The organism is Streptomyces sp. LS-MS-L19 (genome assembly GCF_058382285.1).
In genome coordinates this window covers 966,106-990,029 of record NZ_JBYCLL010000001.1, presented here as the reverse complement: position 1 = coordinate 990,029, position 23,924 = coordinate 966,106, and the positions used below count along the sequence as shown (strand labels likewise).

Below are 23,924 nucleotides of genomic sequence, written 5' to 3'. Positions count from 1 at the left end.
GTACGCCGTGCCGATGATCCGCCTCACCGCCCCCGCCGGTGCCCTGACCGAGGAGGGGCGCGCCGGTGTCCGGAAGGACCTCGCCGCCGTACTGCTCCGCTGGGAGGGCGCACCCGACACCGCGTTCTTCCGTGCCCAGGCCTGGAGTTACCTCGTCGAACTGCCGGAGGGCGCCCAGACCACCGCCGAGGACGACGCCCCGCGCTTCCTGGTCGAGGTCACCGTCCCGCAGGGCGCCCTCTCCGAGCGCCGGAGGTCGGGCCTCGTCGAGGAGGCGACGAAGACCGTCCTGGCCGCCGCCGGACTCTCGGCGGAGGAGGCCCCGCGGGTGTGGGTCCTCGTCCACGAACAGCCCGACGGCACGTGGGGCGCGGGCGGCTCCGTGGTCCGCTACGCCGACCTCGTGGCCCTCGCCCAGCAGGGGAGGAACGATGCGTGAACTGACCTACGTGGCCAAGCGCACCGTCGAGTGGCGCGAGGCCCCCGACCCCAAGGTGCGGTCGGGCGGGGAGGCGATCGTCGCGCCGGTGGCCGCGACCCCGTGCGACGTCGACTCCTCGATCCTCGCCGGGCACGCCACGCGGCGGCAGCCGCACATGCAACACGGCATCGAGCCGCCGTTCGCCCTCGGCCACGAGTGCGTCGCCCGGGTCGTCGAGACCGGTGACGCCGTCACTTCCGTGGCGCCCGGAGACCTCGTCGTGGTGCCGTGGTCCATCAACTGCGGTGTCTGCGGCCGCTGTCGGGCCGGACTGACCGCGCACTGCGAGGCCGTGCCCTACATGGCGATGTACGGCGCCCCGATCGGCGGCAGTTGGGGCGGACTCTTCTCCGACCTGGTCCGGGTGCCGTACGCCGACGCCATGCTGGTCCCGCTGCCCACCGGACTCGACCCCGTCGCCATGGCCTCGGCCAGCGACAACTGGTCCCTGGCCTGGCGCCTGGTGGCCCCCCATCTCCAGGCCCGCCCCGGCGCCCGGGTGCTGGTCGTGGCACGCGGCAGCATCGGCCTGTACGTGTGCGACATAGCCCGGGCCCTCGGCGCCTCCGAGGTCCTCTACGTCGACCCGGCCGCCGAACACCGAGAGCTCGCGCGGGAGTTCGGGGCCATCACGGCCGAGTCCCTGGATCCCGCCCCGGTCGGCCACGACATCGCCGTCGAGGCCACCGGCCGCGTCGACCAGCTCGCCCTCACCATCAAGTCCCTTGCCCCGGAGGGGATCTGCGAGAGCGCCGGCAACCACTTCCGGCCCGGCGAGCTGCCCCTGCTCGACATGTACCTCACCGGCGTCACCCTGCGCATCGCCCGCGACAACGTCCGCGCCCACATCCCCGACGCGCTGGCCCTCGCCGCCTCCGGCAAGGTCACCCCGGAGAAGGTCGTCTCCCACGTCATCGACTGGGAGGACCTGCCGACGGCGCTGCCCGAGAAGCACCTCAAGCCGGTGTTCGTCCGGGCCGACGACTGAGCCCGCCCCCGCTGTCACCCCGTACCGAGAAAGCCGCGATGCACACATCCCTGCCCGAACCACCGACCACCGGAGCCACCGGGCCCATCGCCGAGGAGCTGGAACTCCAGAAGGCCGCCATCACCCGCCTCGGCACGGAACTGCGCGCCTTGGTGGAGGCCACCGTCCGCACCGACGCCACCCCGGACACCCTCGGCCGGGTGGCCGACGGTGTGCGTCACCTCACCGGCGAGCTGACCGGGCGGCGGAGGGCGCGCGCCGAGATCCCCGAGGTGGACGAGTTCCCGGCGGGGGCACGGATGTACAGCCCCGTCGTCGGAGCGGGCAGCCCACTGGCCCCGCCCATGGTCATCACGTCCACCGGTGACGGGCTGCTGGGCCGCTGCACCCTCGGCATCGCCCACGAGGGCCCGCCCGGCTACGGCCACGGCGGCATGAGCGCGATGCTCCTGGACGAACTCATGGGCCGCGCCTGCGCGAACGCCGGCACCCCGGGCCTGACGGTCTCCCTGGACATCCGCTACCACCGTCCTGTCCCGCTGGAGACGCCCCTGCGGATCCACGCCCGCGTCATGGGCAGGGACCAGCGCAAGAGCCAGGTCACGGGCTCGATCACCACGGAGTCGGACCCCGCCATACCACTGGCGACGGGCGAGGCGCTCTTCGTCACGCCGGACCCCGAGCAGGCGCGCGTGCTGTTCCCGGGAATGCGGGAGGAAAGTAGTCGGTCAACCCCGCTCGGCGTTTCACCCCACCTTCCTCGACAGACTCGGCTCGTTGCCGTCGACCGTGAAGCGATAGCGGCGGAACCGAGGGAAGACCAGGAGCAGCACGACAGCCGCCACGACGGTCAGGACACCGCCGCCCGTGACGGTCCACGTGACGCCGAGGGCGGCGCCGACCGTGCCGTGCAGGAGGTCGCCGACCCGTGGCCCGCCGACGGCGACCACCGTGTCGATCCCCTGGAGCCGGCCGCGCATCCCGTCCGGGACGGCGGTCTGCAGCACGGTCTTCCGGAAGACGCCCAGCGTGAGGAGCGCACCGCCGGCGAGCAGCAGCCACGCCACCGCCGAGACCAGCGAGCGGGCCAACCCGAACCCGGCGACGGCCGTTCCCCACACGCCGACGGACACCGCCACCGCGACTCCGTGCCTGCCGACGCGGGTGAAGGCCCCGGAGAACAGCCCCGCCAGCACACCACCGGCCGAGACGGCGGCGTACAGCACTCCGATGTCCGAAGGGCGGAAGCTCTCCGCGACGAGCTGCGGGAAGAGCGCGGTGGGCAGACCCAGGGACAGCGCGGCGAAGTCTGCGACATAGACCACCAGCAGCACCTGACGGCATGTCACCACCCTTACTCCCTCGGCGATCTGGCGCAGCCCCGCTGTCCGCCGCCGTTCTCCGTCGCCGTACGGAGGAAGGGCGGGCAGCCGCCATACGGCCCACACCGTCGCGCAGACGGCGACGGCATCCGCCAGATACAGCGTCCCGCTCCCGACGACGGGCAGCAGGCCGCTCGCCAGGACGGGGCCGACGATCCCGGCGGACAGGAGGACCGTCGACTGGAGGGCGTTGGCGGCGGGAAGCAGCTCGGGTCGTACCAGACGGGGTGTGACGGCCCTGCTGACCGTGGAGTTGGCGCCGAACAGCGCCTGTTGGACACCCACGACCACAAGCAGCACACCGACCGACCGCAGATTCGCCCACGCCTGCGCCCACAACAGCAACGACGTCCCGCCGATGCCGATCGTGGTCACCAGCAGCACCCGCCGCCGATCCCGCAGATCGGCGAGCACCCCTCCCCACAGCGCCGCAGCGGCCATCGGAGCGAGCCCGACCAGAGCGGCCAGCCCCACACAGGCCGACGAACCGGAGAAGCCGTAGATCTGCAACGGCACGACCACCGCGGTGAGTTGAGCCCCCAGCGCGGTCACGATCCCGCCCACCCACAGCCGCCGAAACGCCCCCACCCGCAGCGGCCGCACATCGACCAGCATCCGTTTCCCATGCACCATGACCCGAGGCTGCGGCTTCCCCCAGGGTCAAGGTCAACCAACCCGAGCAAGCACCTGCCCGGCCAACTCCCCGGGGCTCGACTCGCCGTCCAGCAACACCGTGTCGCCCGGGAGGGTTCCGACCGCGGCCGTACACGGCTCGACCCGAGCCTTGCACCAGGCGCGCACCCGCTCCTCCCTGGCGGGGTCGTCGGGGAAGAAGCTCCGTCCATCGATCCGCCGCTCCAGCACCTCCGGCGCGACCTTGAGGAAGAAGTGGTGGACGACGATGTCCGAGTCCCTCAGAGCGCCGAAGATCTCGCGCAGATAGCCCGGCTGCACCAGCGTCATGGGCACGAGCAGCGGGCGCCGGTACTCCTCGACCAGACCCACGGCGAGCTCCGCGACCTGCCGCCGCCACAGCCGCAGGTCCTGGAAGTCGCCGGTCGGCACCTCCACGATCTCCCGCAGCACATAGCCGACCATCTCCGGGTCGAAGACCAGTGACTCGGGCCACCGCGGCCGCAGTTCCTCCACGAGCGTGGTCTTCCCGCTGCCGAACGCGCCGTTGATCCAGACGATCACAGCAGTTCCCCCGAGTTCCTTGCGATCACCGACCCGTCAGATCCTGCACCATGCCGCGTCCCGTTCAGACCGACGGCGGTCCCGTGCTCCCCCTCACCACCAAACTCGTCGGCACGAGGTCGGTGCCCGGCTCCGCGCCGCTGCCCGCGCGGATCTGTTGGAGGACCTTCTGGACGCAGCGGTGGCCGACCTCGGCGAAGTCCTGGTGGACCGTGGTCAGGGGCGGTACGAAGAACGCCGCGTCGGGGATGTCGTCGAAACCCACCACGCTGACGTCGTACGGCACGGACAGCCCCCGCTCGTGGAAGGCCCGCAACAAGCCCAGCGCCATCTGGTCGTTGGCGGCGAACACGGCCGTGCAGTCCGGCGGTTCGGGAAGCACGAGCCCGGCCTCGTAACCGGACTCCGCCGACCAGTCCCCGTACAGCGCGGGCGGCACCGGCCGCCCCGCCTCCCCGAGCACCGCCCGCCAGGCCTGCGCCCGCCGCTGCCCCGCGAAGGACTCCTGCGGGCCCGTCACATGCCACACCGTCCGGTGTCCCAGGTCGAGCAGATGCCGTACGGCCTTCCGGGCACCGTCCGCCTGGTCGGTGTCGACCACGCTGTAGCGGTCGCCGGCGTCCGAGTCGACCACGACGACATGCACCCCGGGCGGCAGCTGCACCGTCCCCGTGTCGAGGAGATGGATCTCCATGATGACGATGACCGCGTCCACAGCCAGCTCACCCATCCGCGTGAAGGCGCCCAGCACGTTGTCCTGGGTCGGGACGTCGATCGGGATCAGGGTGATCGCGTACCCTTCGGCCGCCGCGTGCGTCGCGATCGCCTCCACCGTGCGGCTGTTGCCCGTCGAGGACAGGCTGAACAGGATCACGCCGATGGTGTTGAACTGCCCGTACCGCAACGCCCGCGCGGCACTGTTGGGGCGGTAGCCCAGTTCCCGCATCGCGGCCAGGACCTGCTCGCGCGTCGAGTCGATCACCCCGGGATGGCCGTTGGCGACCCGCGAGACCGTCTGCGAGGAGACGCCCGCCCGCTGGGCGACGTCGGCCATGGACACCCGCTGCTTGCGCCGCCCGCCGGGGACACCGGAACCTCCCCGCTCCACCACTGCTGCCTCCTTCACACGCACACGAACGCGTTGCGCGTCGCACCGGATGTTACGTGGGGGAAACCTTGACGGCCGCCGGAGCGGATGCCACGATTCCGGCGCCGTCATGTTTACGTAAACATGCTGTCATTCGGAAAGGGTTTGGTCGATGCGCAAGACCCCCACCAGTTCCCGTCGCGCCCCGAGGCTGCGTGCCTCGCTCGTCGCCGTCGCGATCGCCGCGATCAGCGGCGCCACCCTCACCGGCACCCCGGCGTCCGCCGCCCCCACCACCGACACGACCCAGTTCAAGGGCGTCAACTGGGCGGACCCGCGTGACAACTTCGCCGACGACGAGCTCCAGCTGTCGGGCCTGTCGACCTCGGACACCTACGCCCAGACCTACACCAAGGCGACCCGGATCATCTCGGCGTTCCGCGCCAACCTCGGCGCCAACACCGTCCGGCTGCCGATCAACCCGTACACCGTCAACGGCACCTACTGGAAGTCCTACCGGGGTGTCATCGACGCGGCGACGGCCCAGGGCTTCAAGGTCATCGTGTCCTACTGGGAGGGCACCGGCGACCGCAGGGACGGCTTCATCGACGACGAGGCCACCTACTGGCCGATGTGGAACACCGTCGTCAAGGCCTACAAGGGCAACTCCCGGGTCTACTTCGAGCCGATGAACGAGCCGCACGGCTACACCGACGCCCAGTGGGCGGACGTCGCCGCGAAGTGGCTGGACACCTACAAGTCCGTGCCGCGCAACCGCGTCTTCGTCAGCGGCGCCGGCTACAACGACCACGTCACCACGGTGTGCGCCGACCCCCGCCTGAAGGGCACCTACCTGTCGCTGCACGACTACGGCTTCTGGAAGTCGTACGCCACCTACGACGAGTGGGTCGCCGACGTGAAGGCCCGCATCGGCGACTGCGCGAACCGGACCGTGGCCGACGAGTTCGGCGCGCCGATGACGACCGGCCTGAACTACAACGTGAAGACCCCGGACGACAACTTCGTCAACTTCATCCAGGCCGCCACCGACACCTTCCGTGAGCTGAAGATGGGCTCGGTGTACTGGCCGGGCCTGCGCACCGACGACATCTACTCGATGCAGCAGCTCGTCGGCCCGGCGAACCGCCCGTGGCTGGAGACCACCAACCAGTCCGGCGCCGACCGCCTCGCCTGGGGCTGGGGCCGCGGCAGGCCCGTGAAGGGCTGACCCGTTCCCCGGTCGGCCGCGGTGCCTCGAGGCGCCGCGGCCGACCGGCTCGCACGGCGGCCGTTCGGACATGGCCGACTCGCGCCCTTCTCACACCTCCCCGGGCTGCCCAGACTCGGGTAGGAGCGCAGGGGGGAGGCCGCCGTGGCCAGGCGTCGAAGGGGTACGGCCGCTCGCGGACGGCGAGCGCAGCGGATCAGGTGGGTGGCGGCAGGCGGCGCGGTGGCGTCGACCCTCCTGGTGATGTTCTCGAGGAACTGGTCGCGGGACTCTGTCGGCGGGACGGATGCACGGAGGTCCGGCGGGTGGGCGGCGCCGGCGACAACGGCGCCGACGTCCTCGGGCGGCTGCCGGACGGCCGCACGATGGTCGTCCAGTGCAAGCGCTACGCCCCGAACAGGGCGATCCCCAACCGCGAACTGCGCGAACTCCTGGGCGCCCGGCTGCACTTCGGCGCCGACGTGGCCGTGTTCGTGACGACCTCCCGCTTCACCGGCCCCTCCGAGAAGTTCGCGCTCGTGCACGACATCCTCGCCGTGCACCGCGACCACCTCGGCCTGTGGAACAACGGGGCGTCCCTGCTGTCCCTGAGCGAGGTGAACGGCCGCGGTCAGGGCGACGCACGCCACCGCAGGCGCTGGAAGCAGGCCTACGGGGGCTAGGAGACGCAGGTCACATTCGGGCATGTCACAAACCGGCGGTCCCGGCAGTCATAGGTGTGTAGCCATCGACCACGGCAGAAGGAGCACACCATGGAAGCCCGACTCGACGTCTTCACCAGCCCCCTGGCCGGCAAGCTGCTCAAGCACTTCGCCATGGCGGGCAAGGTGGTCACGGACTCGGGACTGCCGATGACCACCCAGGAGCTGGTGAAGATCCGCGCGAGCCAGATCAACGGCTGCGGGTTCTGCCTCGACATGCACACCAAGGAAGCGGCCGCCGCGGGGGAGACCGCGCAGCGCCTGCACATGGTCGCCGCGTGGCGTGAGGCCAAGGTCTTCACCGAGGCCGAGCGCGCCGCCCTGGAACTGGCGGAGCACGGCACCCGCCTCGCCGACGGGAGCGGCGTCTCGGACGAGATCTGGGAGAACGCCGCCAAGCACTACGGCGAGGAGCAACTCCTCGCCCTGGTCTCCCTGATCGCCGTCATCAACGCCTTCAACCGGCTGAACGTCATGACCCAGCAGCCGGCCGGCGACTACGTGGTCGGCCAGTTCGGCTGAGACTGAGGCTGAGTCGAACTGACGGCCGGTGGGCCGACCCGGGGGCTGCAGACCCCGGGCGCTCAGCCGGCCAGCGGGTAGTGACAGGCCACGTCGCGACCGGAGGCCGTCGCCGTGAGCCTCGGACGTTCCACCGCACACAGCTCCCGGGCGTAGGGACACCGCGTGCGGAAGGGGCACCCGGTCGGCTTGTCCGCCGGACTCGGCACCTCCCCGGTCAGGACGATGCGCTCCCGCGACGGACCGTCGTCCGCGAGCGTCCCGTCATCGATGTCCGGCACCGCCGACAGCAGGGCCTGCGTGTACGGATGCGCCGGGGCCGAGAACAACGCCTCCGTCCCGCCGAGTTCGACGATCTCACCGAGATACATGACGGCGATCCGGTCCGAGACATGACGGACCACACCGAGATCGTGCGCGATGAAGACATAGGTGAGCCCGAGCTCCTCCTGGAGGTCCGCGAACAGGTTGAGCACCTGCGCCTGGATCGACACGTCGAGGGCGGACACCGGCTCGTCGGCCACGATCAGCTTCGGCTGCGTCGCCAACGCCCGCGCGATCCCGATGCGTTGCCGCTGACCACCGGAGAACTCGTGCGGATACCGGTCCAGATGGGCCGCCGCCAGTCCTACGACGTCGAAGAGCTCCCCGACCCGGCGGCGGACCGCGGCCGCGTCGCCGTACCGGTGCACCAGCAGCGGTTCGGCCACGATGTCCCCGGCGCGGCGGCGGGGGTTGAGCGAGGCCTGCGGGTCCTGGAAGACCAACTGCATACCGGGCCGCACCGGGCGCAGCCGTCGCGTGGACAGCGTCGAGATGTCCTGCCCGTCGAACTCGACGCTCCCTGAGGTGAGTTCGGTGAGCCGGACCAGGCAGCGCCCCAGCGTGGACTTGCCGCAGCCGGACTCCCCGACGACGCCGAGGGTCTCGCCACCGCGCACCTCCAGGGAGACCCCGTCGACGGCACGGAGCACCTGGCGCCTGCCGCGGACGGGGTAGTGCTTGGTGACGTCCGTGGCTCGCAACAGGACCTCGCCGCCGCCGGGAGGCAGGGCCTCGGCACCGTCGGGAGGCAGGGCCTCGTCCACCGTCACGATCTCTCGCCCCGTCATGACCTCACCTCTCCGTTCACGTCCTCACCGGCCCGCAGCCGCAGCCCCGCGCGGTCCCCGGAGGGCAGCCAGCACGCGTCCAGATGCGCGGTGTCACCGCCGCCCGCGGTCAGCGCCGGCCGCTCCTCGCACCGCTCGTGCCGCAGCCGGCAGCGCGGCGCGAACGCACAGCCCTCCGGGACCGCGCCCGGCGCGACGGGGGTCCCGGCGATGGTGGGCAGCCGCCGCAGCCGGGCCCCGCTCACCCGGGGCACCGAGTCGAGCAGCCCCCAGGTGTACGGGTGCCGCGGGCCGTGGAACACCGCCTGCCGCGGGCCCTGTTCGGCCGCCCGGCCGCCGTACATGACCAGGACCCGGTCGGCGATCCGGGAGACCACGCCCATGTCGTGGGTGATGAGCACCATCGCGGATCCCCGTGCGTTGAGCTCCCGCATCAGATCGAGGATCTGCGCCTGTACGGTCACGTCGAGCGCCGTCGTCGGCTCGTCGGCGATCAGAAGCGAAGGATTGCAGGAGAGCGCCATCGCGATGACCGCGCGCTGACGCATCCCGCCGGAGAACTCGTGCGGGTAGGCGTCCGCCCGTGAGGCCGCGTCGGGGATGCCGACGTCCGAGAGGAGCTGGACCGCCCGGGCCCGCGCCTGTCCGCGGGAGACCTGTTCGTGTGCCCGGATCGCCTCGGCGATCTGCCAACCGACGGTGTGGACGGGGGTCAGTGCCGTCATCGGGTCCTGGAAGACCATCGCGATCTCCCGGCCGCGCACCGCGCGCATCTCCTTGTCGGGCAGCGCGAGCAGGTCGCGTCCGCGGAAGAGGACCTCGCCCGACACGGTCACGTTCGGGTTGGTGAGCAGCCGCAGGACGGCCAGCATCGACACGCTCTTGCCGGAGCCCGACTCGCCCACCACACCCAGGACTTCACCGGGGGCGACGGAGAAGGAGACCTTGTCGACCGCGGTGACGGATCCCCGGCGGGTGCGGAAGCGGACACTCAAGTCACGTACGTCGAGGAGCGGTTCAGGCATGGCGGGCCCTCGGATCGAGTCGCGCGTACAGGATGTCCACCAGGGCGTTGGCGAGGACCACGAAGAACGCCGCGTACAGGACGGTCCCCATGATCACGGGCAGGTCGAGGTTCTGGAGGGCGTCGAAGGTGAGCTTGCCGATGCCGGGCAGGCCGAAGACGACTTCGGTGAGGAGTGCGGCCCCGCCCACCAGCGCCCCGAAGTCCAGGCCGAACAGCGACACGATCGGGATCAGCGAGCAGCGCAGGGCGTGCCGGAGCAGGATCCGCCGCTCGGACAGGCCCTTGGCGCGGGCCGTACGGACGTAGTCCTCGTTCAGCGCGGTGACGATCTCCCCGCGCAGCAGCCGGGCGTAGATCCCGGCGTACAGCAGGGCCAGGGTCAGCCAGGGGAAGAGCAGGTGCAGCGCCCACTGGCCGGGGTCCTGGCCGAGGCCGACGTAGCCGGGCGGGGGCACCCAGGAGAAGAGCGAGTCGTGCAGCTGCTTCTGGGTGAGGAGGTTGACGACCTCGCCGAGCCAGTAGGCCGGGAGGGACACCCCGACCACGCCGACGAGCATGATGATCGGGTCGGCGGCCTTGCCGCGCAGGGTCGCCGCGGCCGTGCCCATGAGGATGCCCGCCGTCATCCAGATCAGGGCCGCGCCGACGACCAGGGACAGCGTCACCGGGGTCGCCTGGACGATCTGCGGGATGACCCGCGAGCCGCGGTTGACGAACGACTCCAGGTCCCGGTCGATCAGCAGATGACGCATCATCAGCAGATAGCGGACGGGCATCGGCCGGTCCAGGCCGAAGGAGTGCCGTACCTGGGCGAGCGTGGCCGGGTCGGCGTTGCGGCCGGCGATCCGGGCCGCGGGATCGACTCCCGGCGTGGCGAAGAAGATCAGGAACACCAGCACACTGATCGCGAACATCACCAGCAGGGCCGAGCCGAAGCGCTTGAGGGCGAAGACGAGCATGGTCACACCCCTCCGCGCAGCCGGGCGCCCGGGTCGAGCGCGTCCCGCACCCCGTCGCCGAGGACGTTGAGCGCGGCCGTGGTCAGCGCGATGAGCAGACCGGGCGCGATCGTCACGGCGGGCCGGGTGTACAGGAGCCCCAGACCGTCCTCGATGATCGTGCCCCAACTGGCGTCGGGCGGCTGGACACCGACGGACAGGAAGGAGAGGGCGGATTCGGTGAGCATGGCCAGCGCGGTCATCAGCGGGACGAACACGATCGCGGTGGGCACCACGTTCGGTAGCACCTCCCGGCGCAGGATCCGCGAGGTGGGCGCGCCCGAGCCCACGGCCGCCTGGATGTACTCCTTGTTGCGCAGCACCAGCACCTGACCGCGCAACGGCCGTGCGATGTACGGGACATAGATCGCCGCGATGATCGTGACGGGCAGCCAGAGACTTCCGGCGTCGACGGTCACCGGGCCCAGTCTGAGGCCGTTGGTGAGCAGCACCACCGACAGGCAGACGGCCAGCAGGTACACCGGGAACGCCCAGATGACGTCCAGGAGCCGGGAGATGACGGCGTCCACGACACCGCCCGCGTATCCGGCGACGACCCCCACCACCGTGCCGAGGAGGCAGGTGAGCAGTGCCGCCGTGAACCCGATGAACAGGCTCGTACGGCCGCCGTACAGCAGCCGCGCCATGACGTCGCGGCCCTGGTTGTCGGCGCCGAGGAAGTAGTGGCCGGGGTCCCAGGTCGGGCCGATCGGGGTGACGCCGAGGCCGAGGCCGGTGCTGCTCGGGGTGAGCACCGGCACCGTCTTCCCGTCCACGACCGTGGTGCCGGAGACATGGGACTGGAACGGGTCGCTGTGGGCGATGTGGTCCGCGTACAGCGGGGCGCACAGGCTCGCCAGGACGACGAGGAGCAGGACCGCCGCCGCGGCCAGGGCCGACTTGTTGCGCAGCAGGTCGTCGGCGGCGGTCCGCCAGGGGCCCGGCGAGCGCCGGGCCCCTGGCGACGGGGCGAGGGTCACTTCACCCACAGCTGCCCGACCAGCATGTAGAACTGCTTGCTGAACCGGTAGTTGCCGACCCGCGTCGACGTGAAGTCGATCATCTTCGGGTTGATCAGCGGGACCACCGGGGACTCGCCCATGATCTGCTGGTCGACGGCACCCCACTGCTTGTCCGCGCTCGCCTTGTCGGTCTCCGAGGTCTTGATCGCCGCCTGCATCTTCGCGTCGATGCCCTTGTCGCAGAACCCGGAGATGTTGATGCTGGAGTCGCTGCCGGGGTGGTAACTCGCACAGGACAGCAGCACGTTGAGGAAGTCGGAGGCCGCCGGATAGTCCTGGTACCAGGACGTCAGGGCCAGCTGCACCTTGTTCTTGGTGTTCTGGATGTAGGTGAACTGGATGTTCCCCGACAGCGGCTTGAGGGTCGCCTTGTAGCCCAGCTGCGTGAGCAGGCTCTGCAGGTACTGCCCGATCGACTTGTTCACGTCGTCGTCCTGCGTGACGATCCCGACCTCCTGACCCGCCGTGCCGGACTGCTTCACCAGCGCCTTCGCCTTGGCGAGATCCGCCGCCCTCCAGGTCGTACCCCCACCCTTGGTGTAGTCGCAGGAGTCGACGTGCCCGGGGAAGCCCGGCGGCAGGATCGTGCACGCGGGCGAGGCGAGGTTGGTGCCGCCGTACAGCCGCACCACGGCGGAGCGGTCCACGGCCCAGTTGATCGCCTGACGCGCCAACTTGTTGTCGAACGGGGCCATGTTGACGTTGAGCGTCGCGTACCAGAACGCCGTCAGCGGGTTCACATGCGCCTGAGAGGCGTACTTGGTGCCGATCTCGCCCAGGCGGTCGGCGGGCGGGGCGTCGAACATCCAGTCCGCCTGGCCGTTCTCCACGGCGGTCACCTCGGACTCGACGGTCTGCCCGAAGGTGTAGTCGATGACGTCCGGGTAGCCCTGCGGCTCGGCCTCCCGGGACCACTCCTTGAAGTGCGGGTTGCGCACCAGCTTCAGCGCCCGGTTGGGGTCGTACGACGCCGCCATGTACGGGCCGGTCGACGGCAGCGGCTTGGTCCCGGCGTCCTTCGTCGGCGAGTCCTTCGGTACGACGACGGCGTGCGGGACGGCCAGCTTGTACTCGAACTCCGGGTCCGGGGCGGTCAGGTTGACGGTGACCGTGTTGGCCTTGGCGTCTCCGATCACGCCCTTGGACAGGGTGCAGGAGGCGGGCGTCTTCAGACAGGCGTCGGCGCCGACGATCCCGTTGTAGAAGGTGCCCGCGGTGGGGCTGGAGACTTTGAAGATGCGCTGGAAGGACGCCACCACGTCGTCCGTGGTCAACGGCTTGCCGTTGGAGAAGGTGATGCCCTTGCGGAGCGTGAAGGTGTACGTCCGGCCGCCGTTGGTCACCTTCGGCATGGCGCCGGCCAGGTCCGGGACGACGGTGAAGGACTCCTGCCCGTCGACCTTCTTGAAGGCGAGCAGGCCGTCGTACATCGACTGGAACAACTGCCAGTACTGGAGCGTGTAGTTGACCTGCGGGTCGAAGCTGCCCGCGGCCGCGTGGGCGACGAGCTTCAGGGTGCCGCCCTTGTGCTGGGCCTGGAAGGCGGAGGACCCGGAGGTGGAGGCGCTGGGGCCGGAGGAGGAGCCCGGGTCCGAGGAGGACGAACAGGCGGCGGCGGTGAGTGCGAGGGCGACGGTCGCGGCGGCGAGCGCACCCCGTCTGGTGGCGTGGGACATGGCGGACAACTCCCGGATCAGTCGGTGGAGTCGAGGAACTCGCCGACGATCCGGAGGTAGAGCTCCTCCTCCTCGACGTGCGGCATGTGGCTCGAGTGCTCGAACATGTGCCAGCGCACATCGGGGATGTGGTCGGCGAAGGGGCGGACGGTCTCGGGGGTCGCCTCGTCGAAGCGTCCGGACACCAGCAGGGTCGGCACCTCGATCAGGTGCAGCCGGTCGATGACGGACCAGTCCTTGAGGGTGCCGACGACATGGAACTCGTTCGGGCCGTTCATCGTGTGGTACACGGTCGGATCGGCCGCGATGTTGTCCCAAGTGGCCTGCACGTCGGGCGGGTTGGGGGTCAAGCGACACACATGGCGTTCGTTGAAGACCTGTTCGGCCGCCCGGTAGTCGGGGTGGTCCGTGGTCCCGGCGGCCTCGTGGGCGTGCAGAGTGTGCTGGACCTCCTCGGGGAGCCCGGCGCGCAGCTCGGCGGCCGCCTCCAGCCACAGCCCCATGGACGCGGGGGAGTTGGCGATGACCAGTCCGCGCAGTCCGGCGGGGCGCCGTACCGCGTGCTCGGCGGCGAGCATGCCGCCCCAGGACTGGCCGAGGATGTGGTAGCCGTCGGCGATGCCCAACGCCGCGAGCAGGTTGTCCAGTTCGTCGAGGAAGAGCTGGACGGTCCAGAAGTCGGCGCCCTTGTCGGGCAGATGGGTGGAGAACCCGGTGCCGAGCTGGTCGTAGTGGATCACGGGACGGCCCTGCTCGGAGATGCCCGCGATGCTGAGCGTGTAGTGGTGACCGGCGCCGGGCCCGCCGTGCAGGACCACCAGGGGTGTCCTGCCGGGTTCGCCCGTGATCCGGTACCAGGTGGAATGACCGTGGAAGTCGACGGTTCCGGTGTGGTGCGGTTCGGGGATCGCCACGCGAGAGCCTCCCAGACCGGTCGGAACCAGCCGACCGCTGTCTGAAAAATAGTTTGGGTGTGACGGATGGGTGAGATAGTGGAGCGGTAAAAGGTCAGTCCACAAGACCTTTTAGGTGGGGCAGGGCAAGACGTAACGGCGGGTTCACACAGCCCGTGTTCGTTTACAGAAACGGCGACTTACGGGAGGACAACTGACATCCGCACCCGAACCCGGTGACGAGTTCTCGCGCGTCCTCGACCGTGTGCTCCTCGGCGACGGCCCGACGGCCTCGCTGCGCCCGGTCCGGGTGACCTCGGCGGTCGACGAGGTCACCGACCGGCTGCTCACCGCCATCGCCGTCGGGGACTTCCTGCCCGGTGAGCGGCTGCCCGCCGAACGTGAACTCACCGGACTGCTGCACGTCAGCCGCCCCACCGTGCGCGAGGCCGTGGCCCGCCTCCAGGCACTGGGGGTCGTCGAGATCCGCCGGGGACGCAACGGCGGCACGTTCGTCCGCGACAGCTGGACCGACTCCTCCGGCGCCGCGGTCCGCCGAACGCTGCTGCCCCGCTGGGAGGAGTTCGAGCAGCTGTTCGACCTGCGCGGTCTGGTGGAGGGCATGGTGGCCGCGACGGCCGCCCGGCGCCGCCGGCCCGAGGACCTGGAGCCGATGCGTGAGGCGCTGTCCGCCCACCTCTCCGCGAGCACGCCCCGCGAGGAGCAGGCCGCCGACAGCGCCTTCCACCGGGCGATCTGCGCGGCCACGCACAACCCGCAGATCGCCCAGCTCAGTCAGGACCTGCTGACCCGGATCAGCCTCGGCTTCCCGGTCGAGCCGTGGGGAAAGGGCGAGCGGTCTCACCACGAAAGGGCCGGGCACGGTCACACGGCCCTCTACGAGGCGGTCGCCGCGGGCGAGCCGGAGCGTGCCGAGGGAATCGCCCGCGAGCACTTCATGATCAGCGCGGAGATGATCCGGGAGGTGTTGGCCCGGGTGAGGGCGACGGAGTCACCGTGAGCGAGCCTTGTCCGGGCGCCGGTGGTCTGAGCGCGCCCGGACCGGGGGCTGGAGTCACCTTGACCGCGCGCGGACCGGGGCGCCGGAGGTCGCCGGAGGTCCCTGGCCGCGGGCGCCGGAGCTCCCGGACCGGGGCAGCGGAGTTGCCTTGACCGCGCCGGACCGGAGCTCCCTGACCACGCCCGGACTGGGGCGGCGGAGTTGCCTTGACCGCGCCGGACCGGAGCGCCTTGAGCGCGCCCGGACGGGAGCGACGGAGTCACCTTGACCGCGCCCAGACTGGAGCGCCGGAGCCCCTCACCGGGTCCAGCCCCAGGCGACGGAGCCCCCAGGCGCCGCGCCCGCACCCACCCCGCTAGACCTCCCGGTGATCGATCCCCAGCAAACTCGCCGCCGCCCCGAAGTCGGCGCCGTGATGGCCCACCGCCAGTGACCAGTGATGCCCCACCCCCGTGGCGCTCCACGCGTCGACCCACTCGCCGGGATCGCGGCCGAAGTCCACCCGGCTGGTCGTGTTGCCGATCTCCAGTACCGGCCCGGGGACGACCGTGCCCTCGGACGTGATGAACGACAGGCTGCCGTCCGCGTCCTGGCCGAGACCGAGCAGGGTCACCGGCCCCTGCCGGACGTCGAACTCCACGCTGACGCCCCAGCCGCGCTTGCCGTGATAGACGCCGAGCCCCCGCAGCAGCGGATCCCGGGAGCTGAGTGCCAGGTGGGCGGGCCCGTCGTGGCCCATCTCCACCACCCCGTCCTCGAAGTTCAGCGCCTGGATCTCCGTGAAGGAGCCCCCGGCGCCGACACTCTGCGAGGCCAACTGGGCGATGCTGGTGCGCAGTTCGAACTCACCCGCCGCGGGCACACCCCGCGCGGTGAGCAGCGAGGCACCCAGGATCATCCCGGCGCCGAGCCGCTCGTGCAGCTCGCCGTCGAGCCCCCGGTGGTAGTACGCGAGGGAGTCCAGACCGAAGTCCGCCACCAGCCGGTCCAGGGCCACCGACACGGTCGCGCCCCAGGCGAAGTCCTCGTCGACCACGCTGTCGTCGACCGTGAAGATCCTGCGCGCCAGAGCCACCCGCTCCCGGGTCTCCGCCTCGGTCACCCGCTCGACCCGGTGCCGCAGGTCGTCGAACTCCAGCACCTCGACATGCGAGCCGAACGTCGCCGACAGCAGCGTCGGATCGGTCTGCACGTCCAGCATCCCGGGATACACGTGCCCCATCAGCCCGTGCCGGGCGTGCCGCAGCGCCGCCCGGACGTGCGCGGCCCGCACCCACCGCTCGACGCGCCGCCACGCCGACTCCTGCCGCAGCCAGCCCGACACCGACCGGAACGGGATCCCGGCCCGCCGGAAGACATTGCCGACCTCCGGCACGGAGCACTGCGAGCAGTACGCCAGCCAGGCGCCCGTGTCGAAGGAGGCGTGGTCCATCCGCTCGGACGGCTGGAGGTCGACGACCAGCACCGGCGTGTGGGTGCGCTGGGCGATCGGCAGCACCATCGACGAGGTCAGATACGTCGTCAGGAACAGCACGATCAGATCGCAGTCGGCCCGGCGCAGCCGCTCGGCGGCGGCCGCGCCCTCCTGCGCGTCGGAGACGAACCCGGCGTCCGTCACCTCCGCGTCCAACTGACCCAGCCGCTCGGCGACATACGCCGCCGACTCCTTCAACTGGGGCAGCAGGCCCGGGAACTGCGGCCAGTACGTGCCCAGTCCGCCGGAGACCAGCCCGATCCGCGGCCGGCGACGGGTCACGGGCGGGAGCAACTCGCCCAGCACGGCTTCCCGTTCACCGGCATACGTCGTGAGGGGTTCGGTCGTCGCCATGGTCGGCGCTCCTTCGGTGTTCGGTTCAGGTCTGCGCGACCTTGACGTCCGCCGGAGCGGTGGCGGCCGGGGACGCGCGGGGAACGAGGACACGCACGATGTAGACGCCCGCGACCGCCGACAGCGCCATGCAGCCGGTGATCACCCACAGCAGCAGACTGGGGCTCCTGTCGAGCAGGGCGGGCGTGACGAACGCGACGCCCGCGAAGACCCCGCGGGAGACGGCGTAGGTGATCCCCTGCGTGGTGCCCCGGGTGTCGGCGGGCAGTGTCAGCTGCGACCACACCTTGTAGTTGGCCTCGCCCGCGAAGGGATAGGACAGCTGGTAGAGGACGTAGAAGACGAGGAATCCGACGATGGCACCCAGGGTGAGCGTGCCGATCGCGAAGGCCGCGATCTGCACGACCGTGGCGACGTAGAACATGCGGTCGCGACGGGGGCCGTCGGCGATCCGGACGAAGGCGAGCGTCAGCAGCAGACCGATCGGCAGACACGCGAGGTTGATGCCGGTCGCCACGCTCTGCGAGGCACCGCTGACGGTGACCAGCAGATACGTCGTGAACTGGCCCATGGTGTTGGCGCCCAGGCCCCAGGTGACGTAGAAGGCGAAGGTCGCGAGCATGGGCACCAGGGCGGCGCGGGTCCAGACGTTCTTCAGCGCCACGCCCTGCTGCTCGGCCGGCTTCTCCACCGGGACCCGGTCCTGCTCCGGATCCGGGCCCGTGGCCAGTTCCAGCCGGGAGCGCAGATGCCAGGTGAGCAGCGCGGCCACCGCCAGATGGCCGGTGATGAGCCGGGCCCCGAGCATGCCGGTGTCCGACAGGGCGAACCCCGCGAAGACCACGACGATGATGCCCATCATCCACATGACCTGCGTGAACGCGATGAGCCGCCCCCGGGCGTGATCGGGGGCCGCGTCCGAGACCACGGCCAGGGACGTCGGCAGGTCGGCGCCGGCCGCGAGACCGGCGAGCAGGACACCCACCAGAAGGGTGATGTCGTCGGGCGCCAGGGTGATGACGACCGCCCCGACGGCGTAGCAGAGGATGTCCAGGTTGTAGAGGCGGCGGCGGCCGAAGACGTCGGCGAGACGTCCGCCGACCAGAGAGCCGACGGCGATGCAGATGGTGACGATCGCGCTGATCGCCCCGGCCATCCAGACGCCCATGTCGTAGGCGTCGCGGTAGATGGCCAGGTTGACGCCGATACTGACGATGAGTGCGGCGTCCAGGTAGGACGCCATGCCGGAGAGCGTCGCGACCTTCCACAGGCGCTTCTCGATGGGCGGTTCCGGCTGGTTCGGGGCAGGCGAGGTTCGGGCCATGATGCGGCTCCGTCTGGGGAGAGTGGGTCCGAGCGGAGGGGGACGTCGCTGTTCTCGGCCGATGTCCAGCGACTATAGGAGGGTAAAAACGTTCCAACAAGACGTCATGCGGCCATCCGTGGCAATGACCTGACGGCCCCGCAGCTCTGGTGGGTGCCTCGGGACTGTCCTACGGTGAGGCTGACGTAAAACGTTTTTGATCCGTGAGAGTGTCCGGGCCGTAGTCGGAAGGACCTATCCGTGATCTCTCCAGCTCTGCGACAGCTGTTCGACAACCCGCCCCGGGACTTCGGCCCCACCCCGCTGTGGTGGTGGTCCGGCGCCAAGGTCACCCGCGACCGCCTCGCCTGGCAGCTGCGCCGGTTCGCGGACGGCGGCGTCCACAACCTCGTGGTGATCAACCTGGCCCCGGCGGGCCCGACCTTCGGCGCCCGCACCGACGACCCGGTGTGGTTCGGCGAGGAGTGGTGGGCCCGCTTCCAGGACGCCTGCGAGATCGCCGGTGACCTGGGCACCCGCCTGTGGTTCTACGACCAGATCGGCTTCTCCGGCGCCAATGTCCAGGGGAGCATCACCCGACGCCACCCCGAGGCCGCGGGCCGGGCCCTGCGCTCGCGCACCGCCGTGGTCTCCGGCGGCACCGTCGCGCTGCACGGCGCGGAGACCCTGCTGGGGGCGTACGACCGTTCGGGCGCACGCCTGCAGGTCGGCGGCACGGACCCCGCCCGGGCCGATCTCGCGCGGATCGCGGCCCCCGACGGCACCGAAGTACGCCTGGTCCTCGCCGTCCCCACGGCCTTCGACTACCTGAACCCCCAGGCGGTCGGCCACCTGTTCGACGCCATTCATCACGAGTACGACCGGCGGGTCCCCGAGTACCTCGGCAACGTCATCGCCGGCAGCTTCCAGGACGAGCTGCCCGCCACCAACTCCTGGACCGCCCGCCTCCCCGAGGAGTTCCGGACCCGGCGCGGCTACGACCTCCTCGACCACCTCCCGGCCCTCTTCACGGGAGACGACACGACGAGGGCCCGCAAGATCCGCGCCGACTACTACGCCGTCCGCGCCGAACTCACCGAGGAAGCCCTGTTCCGCCCGCTCGCCGCCTGGCACGAGGAGCGCGGCCTGCTCCTGGGCTGCGACCAGAGTCACCCGGCCCGCTCCGGCTTCCCGGCCCAGTCGACACAGCTCTACACCGACTACTTCCGTACCCACCGCTGGTACAGCGCCGCCGGCAGCGACCACCACGGCGACGCCAAGGTGCACTCCTCCATGGCCCACCTCTACGGCCACGAGCGCGTCTGGATCGAGTCGTTCCACTCCTCCGGCTGGGGCGGCACCCTGGAGGAGACCTACGACTGGCTGCTGCCGTTCCTGCGCAGCGGCGCCAACCTGTACAACCCGCACGCCAGTTACTTCGGCACCGCGGGCGGCTGGTTCGAGTGGGCGCCCCCGTCCACCGACTGGCGCCAGCCCTACTGGCGCCAGTACCCCGCCTTCTCCCGGGCCGTCGCCCGGATCTGCTCGATCCTGTCCTGGGGCACCTACAGCGCCGACGTGGCGGTCCTGCACCCCACCGCCACCATGCAGTCCCTCATCCCCCTCGACGCACCTGTCCAGCACTTCGGTGACGGCCGCCTCGGCGGACCCCACACCGACGCCGACGAGACCCAGCGCCACTACCTGGAGCTGTGCGGCACCAACAACTGGCTCGAACCCGCCGTCGGCGCCCTCGACCGCCATCGCGTCTCCTTCGACGTCATCGACGACGCCTCGGTCCAGGGCGCCAAGGCCGGTGACGGCGCCCTGCGCGTCCGGGACCTGGCGTACACGGCCGTCCTCCTGCCCTCGGCGAGCGTCCTGGAGCACGAGACGGCCCGCCGACTGACCGAACTCCTCGACGCCGGAGGCCGGGTCGTGGTCGTCGGCCGACCGCCGGCGCACGCCTCGGGGCTGTCCGGTGACGACTCCGTCGTGGCCGCGCTGCTGGACCATCCGCGCCTGGAGCGGGTGCCCGACGCCGAGGCCGGCGCGGCCGCGGTCGCCGACGCCGCCGGATACGCCACGGGGGAGGTGCCGCTGCTCGTCCGAAGGCAGGGCGACATGGCGGTCGCACTGGTCACGGCGGCCTTCCCCGACGCCCGTACGCACCCGCCGAAGGGCCGTCACGAGATCGACCCCGCCCGCTACGCCCGCCGCTCCACCGTCACCGTGCGGGGCCCGGTCGCCGAGGCCGAGATCTGGAACCCGGCGACCGGCAGCCGCACCCCGGGACGCGTCACGGTCACCGACGGCGTCTCCACCATCGAGGTGCCCCTGCACGGCGCCCCCGCCGCCCTCGTCGTATGGCGCGAAGGAGCTCCGGCGGACGGCGCCCCCCTGCCCTCGCCGCCCGGGTCGTCGGAGTCCGTCGACCTGTCGACCGGGTGGGAGGGCCGCCTCGTCCCCACCATGGACAACACCTGGGGCGACCTGGCGCTGCCCGCCGGATCGTCCGTCGCCGAACCGCAGATCTGGACCATGCGGTGGAGCGAGGGCGACGGCCCCTGGGGGACGGCACGCGTGACCTACGGCAACCGGGTCCGCGTCCTCCCGCCCGTGCCGTCCGCACAGGCACCCGATCCCCTCGATCCGGCCGCCGTCGCCCAAGTCCTCTCCGGGGAAGAGGAGTTGGCGCCCGCGCACTGGGAGGTCTCGCTGTACTCGTCGAGTCGCGGCATCCCGGACCCGGACGGGCTGCTGGGCAACAAGGGGCTGGTGCCCGAGGAGTTCGTGCGGGTGCCCGTGCCTGTCGGCGGAACCGTCGCCCGGGTCAGGACCGTCGTGGAGACCGACCACCGCGGGCCCGCCGACCTGCACATCGGCGCGGCCGCGGCCAAACGCGTGTGGTGGAACGGGAGCGCGGTCGAGACCGGCGGCGGCTATCTGGCCTCCGCCCGGCTGGAGGTCGAGCGGGCGCGCAACGTCCTCGAGTACGAGCTGACCGACGCCCAGGACCGTCCGCAGACCATCTCCGGTGCCACAGGCACCCCGCTGGGCAGCTTCTTCTGCCTGTCCCGTCCGGACGGGTTCGCCCCGCGCCCGCTGTTCATGCGGGTCCCCGACGGCGTACGGCCGGACGGCAGCGTGACCTACCGCGGCCGCATCAGTGCGCCGGGCCAGGGCGCTGCGGCGGTCCTCGTCGTGGGTGCCGCGGTGGGCGTGACCGTCCTGCTCGACGGGGCCGTCGTGGCGCGGCAGGAGAAGACGGAGTACTACGAGTCCGACTGGGGCGCGGTGCCGATGTTCTTCCAGCACGAACTGACGCTGAGCGGCGGCGACCACGTCCTCGACGTCGTGGCCGACAGCATGGACGCCCGGGACACGGTGTTCGTCGACCTGGTGGCGGACACCACCGCCCTGGTCAGCGGCCCAGGCTGGGAGGTCCGGACGGGGGAGTGGAGCGGGCTCACCGTCGAACACGAGGGCCGCTGGGGGGAGTTGCAGCACTGCGGCGCAGCCGTACGACCGCACCCGCTGCCCGAGGCCGAGTGGCTGGCCGGAGCCCCGGTGCTCGGCTCCGCCGTACTGGCGCTGCGGTCCACCGACGACGTCCGGGAGGCCGAGCAGCGCTTCCGGTTCACCGTGCCGGCGGGGACCGTCTCCCTGGACCTGCCACTGGAACTGCCCGCCCGGGTGAGGATCGACGGCGGTGATGAAATCCGGCTGGACGGGTCGGAGTTGACGCTGAATCAACCACTGGGTGTGGCAACGGAGTTCGAGGTGATCACCGCCCCCTCCGCCGTCCTGCGCGGCGGTTCGGCCTGGCGCGGGCCGGTGCGGGTGCGCACGGTTCCCGCTCCCCTGCCGCTGGGGGAGTGGGGTGAGCTGGGGATGGGCGGCTGGAGCGGAGGCGTGACCTATGCGCGGACGCTCGAGGTGCCGGCCGGGGAGGACCCCGTGCTGGATCTGGGCCGGGTGCGCGGCAGCGTGGCGGTGTCCGTCGACGGTGACCTCGTCGGCGAGGCGTTCTGCGCGCCGTACCGCTTCGAACTGCGGGGCAGCGCCGGGCGTACCGTGCGTCTCGAGGTGACCGTCCACAACACCTTGGCGCCCTATCTCGCCGAAGCCACCCCGACCGCCTGGGCGTTCCCCTCGCAGCTGCCGTCCGGTCTGCTGGGCCCGGTGACGCTAGAAAGGCCCGTCCGAGGCTGAGCGGGTGGAGTCCCGCAGGACGAGGCCCGGCGCGAACACCCGTGCCTCGTGGGCGTGTTCCGCGCGGGCCTCCACCTCGTCGAGGAGCATCTCCACGGCCGCCCTGCCCAGCTCCTCGACGGGCTGGCGGACCGTTGTGAGGGTCGTGCCGACGAAGCTCGCGATGTCCAGGTCGCCGTAACCGACCACCTGCACGTCCTCCGGGACCTTCACCCCGAGCTCGCCGAGTGCGCGGCACAGTCCCGCCGCGAGGAAGTCGTTGGTGCAGAAGACACCGTCGGGCAGCTCGTCGAGACTGCGGGCTATGGCGGTGCCGTACGCCACCGTCATCTCCTCGGCGACGACCTGGCCGAGGCGGGCCTCGCGCCGGGTGCGCACGGCCTGGCGGGCGCCCTGGTAGCGGTCGGCGCACTGGCGGATCGTGCGGTCGCCGTTGACGACGAGGATGTCTCGTGCGCCCCGGTCCAGCAGGTGCTGCACGGCCATGCGGCCGCCCGCGATGTCGTCCACCGACACCGAACAGCCCTCCTGGGCGGGCATCGCGCGGTCCGCCAGGACCAGCGGGATCCCCCGCTCGCGCAGCCGAGACAGCCGGGTCGGGTCGGCACTCAGCGGGACCACCACCGCGCCCACGGCCCGCTGCTCGACCAGCATGGTGAAGTAGCCCTGCTCGCGCTCCGGTGCGTCCCCGCTGTCGCAGAGCACGAGGGAGTAGCCGTGTTCGTACGCCGCGTCCGCGGCACCGCGCGCGATGCGTGAGTAGAACGAGTTGGCCACGTCCGGGAGGACGAGGCCGATCGACGAGGAGTGGCCGGTGCGCAGCCCGGCGGCTCCCGGGTGCGGGACGTAGTCGAGGGCGGCGACCGCGTCACGGACCCGCTCGGCGGTGCGGGCATTGACCCGCTCCGGCCGGTTCAGGACGTTGGACACCGTGGACACCGAGACTCCGGCGGCGGCGGCGACGTCCTGGATTCGGGCGGGGCGAAGCGAAATGGCGTCCACCCCCTCGCTGTTGCGGCCGGTTGACCGGGCGACGCAAGTCTACCCTCGCGGAACGTGAAACGTTTTTCGAATGGGGCGGGAAAGGGGCCGCGACCTGGCCGCCATCGAAAATCCGGTGAACCTGCACACCGTTCCGCGCTGGGTCGCGACCGGGCTGAAACGCGGCCGCGGTTGTGCCGTCGCACACCTTTTGCGTGTCGGTGCGACGGCGAAGTCTGTGAAGGAACCGACGTGTTCGGTG

Annotated in this window: 19 protein-coding genes and 1 pseudogene; 8 read left to right on the top strand and 12 right to left on the bottom strand. The window is 71.1% G+C overall.

The genetic code is table 11. From position 1 onward, the window contains the following. Nucleotides 1–7: 7 nt before the first annotated feature. The 3 genes and pseudogenes from AC2XR2_RS04385 to AC2XR2_RS04375 all read left to right on the top strand — a co-directional run. The gene (locus AC2XR2_RS04385; protein WP_491514324.1) at nucleotides 8–439 is read left to right on the top strand and encodes a tautomerase family protein; all 432 of its coding nucleotides are present in this window, start codon (nucleotides 8–10) and stop codon (nucleotides 437–439) included. Further along, nucleotides 432–1,469 (top strand): zinc-dependent alcohol dehydrogenase, encoded by a 1,038-nt coding sequence (locus AC2XR2_RS04380; protein WP_491514323.1) that lies wholly within the window; start codon nucleotides 432–434, stop codon nucleotides 1,467–1,469. The genes AC2XR2_RS04385 and AC2XR2_RS04380 overlap by 8 nt, the downstream gene beginning before the upstream one ends. Nucleotides 1,470–1,507: 38 nt before the next feature. Further along, nucleotides 1,508–2,083, top strand: a pseudogene (locus tag AC2XR2_RS04375) (PaaI family thioesterase); the annotation flags it as partial. Between the two features lie 132 nt (nucleotides 2,084–2,215). Here the strand turns inward: AC2XR2_RS04375 and AC2XR2_RS04370 are convergent. From AC2XR2_RS04370 to AC2XR2_RS04360, 3 genes are all read right to left on the bottom strand, one after another. Then, the gene (locus AC2XR2_RS04370) at nucleotides 2,216–3,484 is read right to left on the bottom strand and encodes an MFS transporter (RefSeq protein WP_491514322.1); all 1,269 of its coding nucleotides are present in this window, start codon (nucleotides 3,482–3,484) and stop codon (nucleotides 2,216–2,218) included. A 33-nt stretch (nucleotides 3,485–3,517) separates the two neighbouring features. Next, complete coding sequence (locus AC2XR2_RS04365; RefSeq protein ID WP_491514321.1) at nucleotides 3,518–4,048, bottom strand: AAA family ATPase; 531 nt, start codon at nucleotides 4,046–4,048, stop codon at nucleotides 3,518–3,520. Between the two features lie 64 nt (nucleotides 4,049–4,112). After that, entirely contained in the window at nucleotides 4,113–5,159 is a 1,047-nt protein-coding gene (locus AC2XR2_RS04360) for a LacI family DNA-binding transcriptional regulator (RefSeq protein WP_449352776.1), read from the bottom strand. A 148-nt stretch (nucleotides 5,160–5,307) separates the two neighbouring features. Here AC2XR2_RS04360 and AC2XR2_RS04355 point away from each other — a divergent pair, with 148 nt between their 5' ends. The 3 genes from AC2XR2_RS04355 to AC2XR2_RS04345 all read left to right on the top strand — a co-directional run bounded on the left by AC2XR2_RS04355 (nucleotide 5,308) and on the right by AC2XR2_RS04345 (nucleotide 7,586). After that, nucleotides 5,308–6,363 (top strand): glycoside hydrolase family 5 protein, encoded by a 1,056-nt coding sequence (locus AC2XR2_RS04355; protein WP_381300970.1) that lies wholly within the window; start codon nucleotides 5,308–5,310, stop codon nucleotides 6,361–6,363. After that, nucleotides 6,285–7,025, top strand: a complete 741-nt coding sequence (locus AC2XR2_RS04350) for a restriction endonuclease (protein ID WP_491514320.1) — start codon at nucleotides 6,285–6,287, stop codon at nucleotides 7,023–7,025. Before AC2XR2_RS04355 ends, AC2XR2_RS04350 begins: the two co-directional genes overlap by 79 nt. 90 nt (nucleotides 7,026–7,115) lie before the next feature. Beyond that, entirely contained in the window at nucleotides 7,116–7,586 is a 471-nt protein-coding gene (locus AC2XR2_RS04345) for a carboxymuconolactone decarboxylase family protein (RefSeq protein ID WP_491514319.1), read from the top strand. Nucleotides 7,587–7,648: 62 nt separating this feature from the next. Here AC2XR2_RS04345 and AC2XR2_RS04340 read toward each other — a convergent pair whose 3' ends face one another. Genes AC2XR2_RS04340 through AC2XR2_RS04315 form a run of 6 tightly spaced genes read right to left on the bottom strand, consistent with a single transcriptional unit; the run spans nucleotide 7,649 to nucleotide 14,335 of the window. After that, on the bottom strand, nucleotides 7,649–8,698 hold the full coding sequence (locus AC2XR2_RS04340) for an ABC transporter ATP-binding protein (RefSeq protein WP_381309114.1): 1,050 nt from the start codon (nucleotides 8,696–8,698) through the stop codon (nucleotides 7,649–7,651). Next, complete coding sequence (locus AC2XR2_RS04335; RefSeq protein WP_381309116.1) at nucleotides 8,695–9,723, bottom strand: ABC transporter ATP-binding protein; 1,029 nt, start codon at nucleotides 9,721–9,723, stop codon at nucleotides 8,695–8,697. The genes AC2XR2_RS04340 and AC2XR2_RS04335 overlap by 4 nt, the downstream gene beginning before the upstream one ends. Continuing rightward, nucleotides 9,716–10,684, bottom strand: coding sequence for an ABC transporter permease (locus AC2XR2_RS04330; protein WP_381309119.1), 969 nt, complete (start codon nucleotides 10,682–10,684; stop codon nucleotides 9,716–9,718). Before AC2XR2_RS04330 ends, AC2XR2_RS04335 begins: the two co-directional genes overlap by 8 nt. Before the next feature lie 2 nt (nucleotides 10,685–10,686). Then, nucleotides 10,687–11,712: an ABC transporter permease gene (locus AC2XR2_RS04325; protein ID WP_491514318.1), complete on the bottom strand. Its 1,026-nt coding sequence runs from the start codon at nucleotides 11,710–11,712 to the stop codon at nucleotides 10,687–10,689. Further along, nucleotides 11,700–13,421 carry an ABC transporter substrate-binding protein gene (locus AC2XR2_RS04320; RefSeq protein ID WP_491514317.1) on the bottom strand — a complete coding sequence of 574 codons (1,722 nt, stop codon included), beginning with the start codon at nucleotides 13,419–13,421 and terminating at the stop codon, nucleotides 11,700–11,702. The genes AC2XR2_RS04325 and AC2XR2_RS04320 overlap by 13 nt, the downstream gene beginning before the upstream one ends. A gap of 17 nt (nucleotides 13,422–13,438) precedes the next feature. Continuing rightward, complete coding sequence (locus AC2XR2_RS04315) at nucleotides 13,439–14,335, bottom strand: proline iminopeptidase-family hydrolase (RefSeq protein ID WP_491514316.1); 897 nt, start codon at nucleotides 14,333–14,335, stop codon at nucleotides 13,439–13,441. Nucleotides 14,336–14,579: 244 nt separating this feature from the next. Between AC2XR2_RS04315 and AC2XR2_RS04310 the strand changes: the two genes are divergently transcribed. After that, entirely contained in the window at nucleotides 14,580–15,335 is a 756-nt protein-coding gene (locus AC2XR2_RS04310) for a FadR/GntR family transcriptional regulator (protein ID WP_356463477.1), read from the top strand. Nucleotides 15,336–15,690: 355 nt separating this feature from the next. Here AC2XR2_RS04310 and AC2XR2_RS04305 read toward each other — a convergent pair whose 3' ends face one another. Both AC2XR2_RS04305 and AC2XR2_RS04300 read right to left on the bottom strand, forming a co-directional pair. Next, nucleotides 15,691–17,163: an arabinose isomerase gene (locus tag AC2XR2_RS04305; RefSeq protein ID WP_491514315.1), complete on the bottom strand. Its 1,473-nt coding sequence runs from the start codon at nucleotides 17,161–17,163 to the stop codon at nucleotides 15,691–15,693. Nucleotides 17,164–17,188: 25 nt separating this feature from the next. Next, nucleotides 17,189–18,487: an MFS transporter gene (locus tag AC2XR2_RS04300; RefSeq protein WP_381307046.1), complete on the bottom strand. Its 1,299-nt coding sequence runs from the start codon at nucleotides 18,485–18,487 to the stop codon at nucleotides 17,189–17,191. 240 nt (nucleotides 18,488–18,727) lie between these two features. Here AC2XR2_RS04300 and AC2XR2_RS04295 point away from each other — a divergent pair, with 240 nt between their 5' ends. After that, nucleotides 18,728–22,681 (top strand): glycosyl hydrolase, encoded by a 3,954-nt coding sequence (locus AC2XR2_RS04295; RefSeq protein WP_491514314.1) that lies wholly within the window; start codon nucleotides 18,728–18,730, stop codon nucleotides 22,679–22,681. Here the strand turns inward: AC2XR2_RS04295 and AC2XR2_RS04290 are convergent. After that, nucleotides 22,658–23,683, bottom strand: a complete 1,026-nt coding sequence (locus AC2XR2_RS04290; protein ID WP_381307051.1) for a LacI family DNA-binding transcriptional regulator — start codon at nucleotides 23,681–23,683, stop codon at nucleotides 22,658–22,660. The genes AC2XR2_RS04295 and AC2XR2_RS04290 overlap by 24 nt on opposite strands. Nucleotides 23,684–23,924 lie beyond the last annotated feature (241 nt).